Annotated in this window: 8 protein-coding genes and 2 pseudogenes; 3 read left to right on the top strand and 7 right to left on the bottom strand. The window is 47.5% G+C overall.

The window, feature by feature from the left end:
* Window positions 1–232, bottom strand: a pseudogene (locus AZ66_RS24630) (amidohydrolase); the annotation flags it as partial.
* 211 nt (window positions 233–443) lie between these two features.
* Here AZ66_RS24630 and AZ66_RS24625 point away from each other — a divergent pair.
* Both AZ66_RS24625 and ftsW read left to right on the top strand, forming a co-directional pair.
* The gene (locus AZ66_RS24625; RefSeq protein WP_021256673.1) at window positions 444–785 is read left to right on the top strand and encodes a YugN family protein; all 342 of its coding nucleotides are present in this window, start codon (window positions 444–446) and stop codon (window positions 783–785) included.
* 34 nt (window positions 786–819) lie between these two features.
* On the top strand, window positions 820–2,058 hold the full coding sequence (gene ftsW / locus AZ66_RS24620; protein ID WP_021262575.1) for a putative lipid II flippase FtsW: 1,239 nt from the start codon (window positions 820–822) through the stop codon (window positions 2,056–2,058).
* Window positions 2,059–2,093: 35 nt separating this feature from the next.
* On the opposite strand, the gene AZ66_RS24615 is transcribed toward ftsW, so the two are convergent.
* Window positions 2,094–2,483, bottom strand: a complete 390-nt coding sequence (locus AZ66_RS24615; RefSeq protein WP_021256675.1) for an Asp23/Gls24 family envelope stress response protein — start codon at window positions 2,481–2,483, stop codon at window positions 2,094–2,096.
* A 197-nt stretch (window positions 2,484–2,680) separates the two neighbouring features.
* Here AZ66_RS24615 and cax point away from each other — a divergent pair, with 197 nt between their 5' ends.
* Window positions 2,681–3,745 carry a calcium/proton exchanger gene (gene cax / locus AZ66_RS24610; protein WP_021262576.1) on the top strand — a complete coding sequence of 355 codons (1,065 nt, stop codon included), beginning with the start codon at window positions 2,681–2,683 and terminating at the stop codon, window positions 3,743–3,745.
* A gap of 142 nt (window positions 3,746–3,887) precedes the next feature.
* Here cax and AZ66_RS24605 read toward each other — a convergent pair whose 3' ends face one another.
* The 5 genes and pseudogenes from AZ66_RS24605 to AZ66_RS30945 all read right to left on the bottom strand — a co-directional run.
* Complete coding sequence (locus AZ66_RS24605) at window positions 3,888–4,178, bottom strand: YlaN family protein (RefSeq protein ID WP_021256677.1); 291 nt, start codon at window positions 4,176–4,178, stop codon at window positions 3,888–3,890.
* Between the two features lie 299 nt (window positions 4,179–4,477).
* On the bottom strand, window positions 4,478–4,720 hold the full coding sequence (locus tag AZ66_RS24600) for an HPr family phosphocarrier protein (RefSeq protein WP_021262577.1): 243 nt from the start codon (window positions 4,718–4,720) through the stop codon (window positions 4,478–4,480).
* 111 nt (window positions 4,721–4,831) lie between these two features.
* On the bottom strand, window positions 4,832–5,947 hold the full coding sequence (locus AZ66_RS24595; protein WP_044357287.1) for an aminopeptidase: 1,116 nt from the start codon (window positions 5,945–5,947) through the stop codon (window positions 4,832–4,834).
* A 100-nt stretch (window positions 5,948–6,047) separates the two neighbouring features.
* Complete coding sequence (locus AZ66_RS24590) at window positions 6,048–6,872, bottom strand: hypothetical protein (protein WP_044357286.1); 825 nt, start codon at window positions 6,870–6,872, stop codon at window positions 6,048–6,050.
* 111 nt (window positions 6,873–6,983) lie between these two features.
* Window positions 6,984–7,336: pseudogene (locus AZ66_RS30945) on the bottom strand (GGDEF domain-containing protein); the annotation flags it as partial.

The raw sequence follows: 7,336 nt of genomic DNA, 5'->3' as shown, positions 1-7,336 counted from the left end.
CAACGACTGCACCATCACCATTGCGAATGCGGCCTATCACTCCGTTGCCGCCAATGCCGGTTTCAACCTCAATTCCGAAGGAGCGCAACTGTTCCGCTACAAATGCGGCTGTATTCGATTCTTCATAGGACAGTTCCGGATTCTGATGCAAGTAACGTCGCCATGCAATCATCTGGTCAAACTGCGCTGACAAAGCTTCCTTCCACAAGGACGATGCCTGAGACACACTCATCCTTCTCTCCCCCTACGTTTCCATTTTCATAATTGTACCATAACATGCATTCTTTCGTAGACATCTTTGCATGATTCTGCCTGAAATATGGAGCCATATCCGCTCCTGCTAGAGGTGTCTTGCGCAAGCGTAGGAAACATACTATCATGGTAGAGAGTAAAGATGGTTGTACTTACAAGGTAGACGAGAACTCGAAGGAGGAAAGTGGTACATGATAATCGAAAATTCTGGCCTGATCGGGCTTGAATCCGACCTTGCTTATCTTGATGAAGCAATGGAGAAGCTCGGTTTCTTTCGCGGCCAATGGGAGTATTACCGTGCTACATACGACTTGAAGCTGGAAGCAGGCAGCGAAGACTATTATTTGCGTATTAACACACGGGTGAAGGAAGGAAAGCTGGAGAAGCCAGATGCAATTCTGGCGATCGAAGCGGTCTACATGGGACGTGCGTCTTTCCCGCACGGATTGGATTATGAAACACCCATTCCGCAAGCACAGCTCAATACTGCTACCCAACGCCTTCATCAATTGAAGGAAGCGCTTAGCGCGTAGTGGTTCTCATTTGAGTAGAACAACATATAAACCCATGAAACGAGATACCCCGTCTCCACCAGCCAAAGGCACGCCGGATTTCACCTTGCTCGTGCTTACGTTATTGCTAGTAGGATTCGGTGTCGTCATGGTATATAGTGCGAGTTCTAGTCTGGCTGCCGTTTCTGCTTTATACAACCATGATGCACTTTACTTCGGCAAGCGTCAGCTCATGTGGGCTGGACTTGGATTCATCGCAATGCTCATTGCAATGAATATCCCGTACACGATGTATAAAAAGTTATTTATCCCTTTATTTATTGTTACGATTATAATGCTAATGCTCGTCCCGTATATAGGTAAGGATGTGAACGGAGCACGCAGCTGGTTTGGCGTCGGTTCAATCGGGATACAGCCTACAGAACTAGCTAAGATATCAATTGTTCTGTACCTGGCCGCCTTAATTACCAAGAAAGGCGAGAAATTTCGAGATTTCAAAAAAGGACTCTTTCCTGTTATGATTATCGTCGGCTTCGTTGTCGGCCTGATCATGCTGCAGCCCGACTTTGGGTCTGCCATGATTCTAGCCTTCTGTGCCGGTGTTATCGTCATTGCAGGCGGAGCCAACCTGAAGCACATCATGAATTGCCTGTTGGTAGGACTGACAGGTGTGATTGTCGTTCTAGGATTGCATTTTTTGTTATCGCCCGGGAAGCTGACGGACGGATATCAATTCGCCCGCATCCAGTCTTGGCTCGATCCCTTTCAAGATGCACAAGGAACCAGTTACAATTTGCTGCAATCGTTGAAGGCGATCGCTCATGGCGGTTGGACAGGTGCCGGGTTCGGTCAGAGCATCCAGAAGCTGCTCTATCTGCCCTACCCGTATAATGACTTCATCTTCGCTATCATCGCCGAGGAATGGGGCTTTATTGGAACAAGCATATTCCTGATCGTTTATTTGATGTTCATCTGGCGCGGCATTATGATCGCTCTCCGGTGTCCAGATACGTACGGGACACTTGTTAGTGTCGGCATCGTTGGAATTATCGCCGTTCAAGCCTTCATTAACATCGGAGGTGTAACGAGAACGATCCCGATAACCGGTGTCACGCTTCCACTCATCAGTTACGGCGGTTCCTCGCTGCTCATTACGATGGCGAGTATCGGCATATTGCTCAGTGTGTCACGTGAGGCGAATCGGATGAATCATGATAAGAAGCCAATTGGAAGCTTGCCGAATTCGCGCAAGCGAACAACCAAAAAAGACTACCGGCCGCTTAGGTCCGTGTAGTCTTTTTTTCGTGGTGTGCATGCAAGCATAAGTGCCTATTTACTGATTCGCTGGATCTCTTCCAGTTCCTCATCTTTAAATGCGACGCCCTCAACCTTAACATTAATTTCAACGACGCCTAGTCCGGTCATATTCTGAACCGCTTCGCGGACGTTTAATTGCAACTGGCGGCACACTTCCTGAATTGGCATGCCATACATAACAATCACTCGCAGATCAATAGCAGCTTCCACTTGGCCTACCTCTACAGATACACCCTTTTGTACGTTCTTGCCGCTCAATCGCTTCGCCCAGCCTTCGGACAGTCCGCCTGACATAGCAGCAATACCTGGAGTTTCAAGCGCAGCAAGACCAGCGATTGTGGCGACGACATCGTCGGATATCCGAATGTTACCTTCCTGCGTGTTCAATTGTTCCTCAGCCATCGTCATCCTCCTTTCTGTCTCCCCTATATTGTAGTCGATTTTTGAACATGAAAGCAAACAGTGTATTCAATTCGAATCAGATTCAATTCACACCGATGATATGGATCAATTGGCATAGTTTACAAACGAAAATCAGTTCGCTATATTAAATATCAGATGTTTTGCTCCATACCTTATGAACGTTAGGAGTGATCGGTTTGCGCAACCGATTGTTTTTTGTGCTTTTGTGCACCTCATTCGCCCTTAGCGGGGTAGGTCATTACCTTCACTGGAATATGACATTGCAATTCGTCATCTCCGCAGTCGCGATTATTTTCGTCGCCGGCTTTCTTGGACGGGCCACAGAGAGTGTATCCCACTACGCTGGCCAGCGGCTCGGTGGCTTCCTTAATGCAACCTTCGGCAATGCAGCTGAGCTCATCATCGCAATCTTCCTTGTACGGGAAGGATTGTTCGACATGGTCAAGGCCAGCTTGACTGGTGCGATTATCGGCAACTTACTGCTTGTATTGGGGCTTAGCTTATTTGTAGGCGGCTTAAAATACAAGGTGCAGCGGTTCAACATCGAGCTTGCAGGCATGAACGGTTCCCTGATGCTGCTTGCTGTGATTGCCTTATTCGTGCCTGCCGCATTTTTCACCACCCATTCGATTAGTACAGAAGGCACGAAGACACTCAGTCTTATCGTTGCCGGCGTATTGATCGCTGCTTACTTGCTCTGGCTCGTGTTCTCTATGATTACTCATAAAGACATGCTCACCGATGAATCAGCGGTTGGCGAGGAGCAGGCAGAAGAAGAACCAGCTTGGTCAAAATCAAAGTCTATCGTATTCCTGCTCCTAGCTACGGTTATGGTAGCATTCGTGAGTGAATGGCTGGTTGGCACCCTTGATTCGTTCACCGCACAATTCGGCTTATCCGAACTGTTCGTGGGCGCATTCGTTATTGCAATCGTCGGTAACGCCGCAGAGCATAGCGCTGCTGTCATGATGGCGATGAAGAATAAGATCGGCGCTGCTGTAGAGATTGCAATCGGCAGCAGCTTGCAAATTGCTCTGTTCGTAGCACCGGTACTCGTATTTGTCAGTGCACTCTTCGGGCAAACGATGGACATCGTGTTTACAACCATTGAAATGGTGGCCATTGCGGTCTCTGTCTTTATCGCGAAGTCGATTTCTCAGGATGGACGTACGAATTGGTACGAAGGACTGCTGCTGCTCGCTGTGTATATTATTCTTGGCGTATCTTTTTACCTCGTATAGATGTCTGATTCATGATTCGTGTATGGAAACAGCTTGCCGTTGTCTCCTTCCTTCCATTTGCCAACAAAACACAAAAAGCTTGGGACTTGTCCCAAGCTTTCTTTGTATTCAGTCGTTTACGCACTGAGCAATTTCATTCATCTTATTTCTCTTCTTTGTTCAATGCTTCATACAGTACAGCAAGATTCCGCTCTAATCTGCTGACCAGCATACGTCCGACAGCCTCTTCTACCAATCCCGCTCTAACTGCAAAATCCACCTGTCTAGAAAAACCATACATTTGCGTATCTAGCACTTCCTCATAGAGAGGGCAGTAACGCGTCGCCAAGTTCTCCATTTGAACTTGAATGAGTTTCTCTATTTGATGCGCATCATCTTCAAGCAGAGCGAGCGCTTTATCATTGATCTGTTGTACCACATCCGACGAAGACATGCCTGATTTCCCCCCTATGACTCGAAGTCACGTTTGTTCTATTTCTAATATTAGACGATCATGACCTGTAACACAAGATGCACCGCGAACTTCTGTGTGACAATGCGCACATTTCCACCTGAAATGCCTTGAACCAAAGTGACGCGACGCCTTGCATGATGAGCATAATTTCCATCTCATAGAGAAAACTTGAGAGAGCAAAAAATTAGCAGCGTATTTCAATAATAAACAGAAAGTGCTTGTCCAAAAGAAAGAAGAGCCGAGACAATACGTCCCGGCCCCCCAATTCTCGATCCGAATTATTCGGCTACAACAGTTACATTCAGACCATGCTTCTCGAATACATCAGACATAGCTACTTTCGCTTCGTCCACATCCGGTCCATGAACATGCAGTTCATACGCTTGATTGCCAACGAGTGTCGTGAACAAACCAAGAATACTTTTTACGTCAATGTATTTGTTGTCGGCTTGTAACACAATCGAAGATCTGAATTTGTTCGCTGTTTGCGAGATTTCCACAATTGCCGTGTTATTAGACATTGAAATCCCTCCGTCTCAGTAAATCACATCTAATTTATACGCTTCCATCATACCGTGAATAAGATGCTGGGCGCAAGGTGAAATCCATCAGATGAAGCAGGCAAATATAGACTACTTCAAATGTTCAGGGTTCAAGCATTCCAGCTCTGGAATAACAAAGCGGCCGTCTTTGCGAACAAGCACATCGTCAAAGTACATTTCGCCGCCGCCGTACTCTGGACGCTGGATCAGAACCAGGTCCCAGTGGATGGAAGAACGATTGCCGTTATCAGCAGTATCGTAGGCTTGCCCTGGTGTGAAATGAATGCTGCCTGCAATCTTCTCATCGAACAGAATGTCCTTCATCGGGTGTAAAATATACGGATTGACGCCAATTGCAAATTCACCGATGTGGCGAGCACCTTCATCCGAATCCAAGATTTCGTTCAAGCGATCCGTATCATTGCTTGTTGCCTCCACAATTTTACCGTTCTCAAAACGGAATTTCACGTTCTCGAATGTGAACCCGTTATAGATGGACGGTGTATTGTAGGACAATGTACCATTCACCGAATCACGCACTGGAGCCGTGTATACTTCTCCGTCTGGAATGTTCCGTTGTCCGGAGCATTTGACAGAACCAATGTTCTTGATGGAGAAGCTGAGATCTGTCCCTGGTCCGACCAAGCGCACCTTGTCTGTACGATCCATCAAGTTTTTCAAGGAATCCATCGCAGCATCCATCTTGGAGTAGTCCAAGTTGCAAACATTGAAGTAGAAGTCCTCAAATGCTTCTGTCGAAGTGTTCGCCAGCTGAGCCATGGAGGCATTCGGATAGCGAAGCACAACCCATTTCGTACGTTTAACGCGTTCTTCCATATGTACTGGATGGGAATAGATTGATTCGTACAACGTCATCTTATCTTTTGGCACATCGGCCAATTCGTTCGCATTCTCACCAGCACGGATTCCAATGTACCCCTGCATATTCTGCATCCGAAGCAGATCATACTCTTTCCATGTCTCCATCTGCTCTTTCGTTGCATTCAAGAGAAGCGAACGCAGTACAGAACGATCCGTCAGTTGCACAAATGGACGACCGCCGCGCTTAGCAATCTCATCCACTATACACTTAACCAATTCACGCTCAGATCCAATCATCTCTACAAGGATATTTTCCCCTGGCTGTACATCAACTGAGTATCCAACCAAGTTTTTCGCAAGCTGTTCTATTCTTGGGTCTTTCATCCTATGGTTCCTCCTCGATCAGTTAACATGAACTTACGATTATCATTGTATCACGATGATCATGCAGAGTCAGCGTGTTCCTGCATGGTACAGCAGACATCTACTCATATATGAATTGAGACTGCATGTGAACCAATTCTTCTCTCGGTTCCCCTTGCTCCTTATAGGATGACGTTATCCAACCTTCGACATAGGCAGGGAGTGAATCCCGCTTATTCACCCACACGACATACTTCGCCTGCACCGCTGCATCCTCCAGTCTTGCATGGAGCTCCTTGCGGCCTTGGGCAGCAAGAGCTGCTAACTCCTTCTGAAGCTTCTGCTCATCAGCCTGCGACATGCTGCCCTTCATTTGCTGCAGCTGCACGTTCGGTGTAATCAGCCGATCGTAATCTTCAACCAATTGTTTGGTATACATGCGCTTTGCCTGATCTGCACCGATTACGATTTGCAATGGAATCAGGTCTGCCCGCTGCTTCGCATCGATGCTCATTACACGCATTTGGTTGGGCAACCCAGCATGCGTCTGAACAACTGGATCAGAATCCGTCAGCAGCTTCACCCGCTTCGCCCCATCGATTCGAAGCTCTTCCAATTGTCGCAGAGGATTCCATCTGCCCTCGGTCGTTGTCTGCTCCGCTTGAGGACTGATTCGCATATGGGTGCCCTTATGCTGTTGAATTTCCCCCTCGTATCGCAGTTGCTTGGCTAGCAGTTTATCTTTGCCTGTTCGGATCTCGGCCATGCCCTGAAAGCGAAACTGATCCTTGCCTACCATTCCATTGAGCGCTCTATCGAGCAATGCATCAGGAGGAGTATGGTCGGCAATCGAACATCCATGAGCAATAAGCACAACAAGCAGCAAAGTTACCGTCCATATGGCACGGCGCCGCTTCACCCATAATGTTGATCGTAATATGGTCATTAAGTCACCTCCACTGTAAATGAACGAAAAAAAGAGGTCGGAATTTGCATTCCCGCCTCTTTTAGCGTGTCACGTCTGTTTTGGAATTATGCGGCGGCATCAAGACGATGCTTACTTCTCTTTCTTGCTCATTTGAATCTGATTGCGGCCACCATGCTTCGCTTCATATAAAGCGACATCCGCACGGTAGAACAGGGATTCAACACTGATCTTCTCATCCTGCCAGTTCCAGTCCGCGATGCCGCATGAGACTGTTACCCGCGGGTCTGTCTCGTTCGCAACCCGGGCTCGTATGCGTTCAGCCACCCGGAGTGTTGGGGCAGGGTCAACTGAGGCAAATAAATCGCAAGCTCTTCACCGCCCCAACGAGCTGCAATATCAGTCTCCCGAATTGAAAGTCGAATATCCGGCTGACTTGGTTCAAGATTTTAACTCGCCAATTTGATGGCCATACGAGTCGTTGA

Source organism: Paenibacillus sp. E194 (assembly GCF_000935845.1).
Taxonomy (GTDB): domain Bacteria; phylum Bacillota; class Bacilli; order Paenibacillales; family Paenibacillaceae; genus Paenibacillus_B; species Paenibacillus_B alvei_B.
Note: the sequence above shows the minus strand (reverse complement) of the source record. Positions and strands in the feature narration are given on the sequence as shown.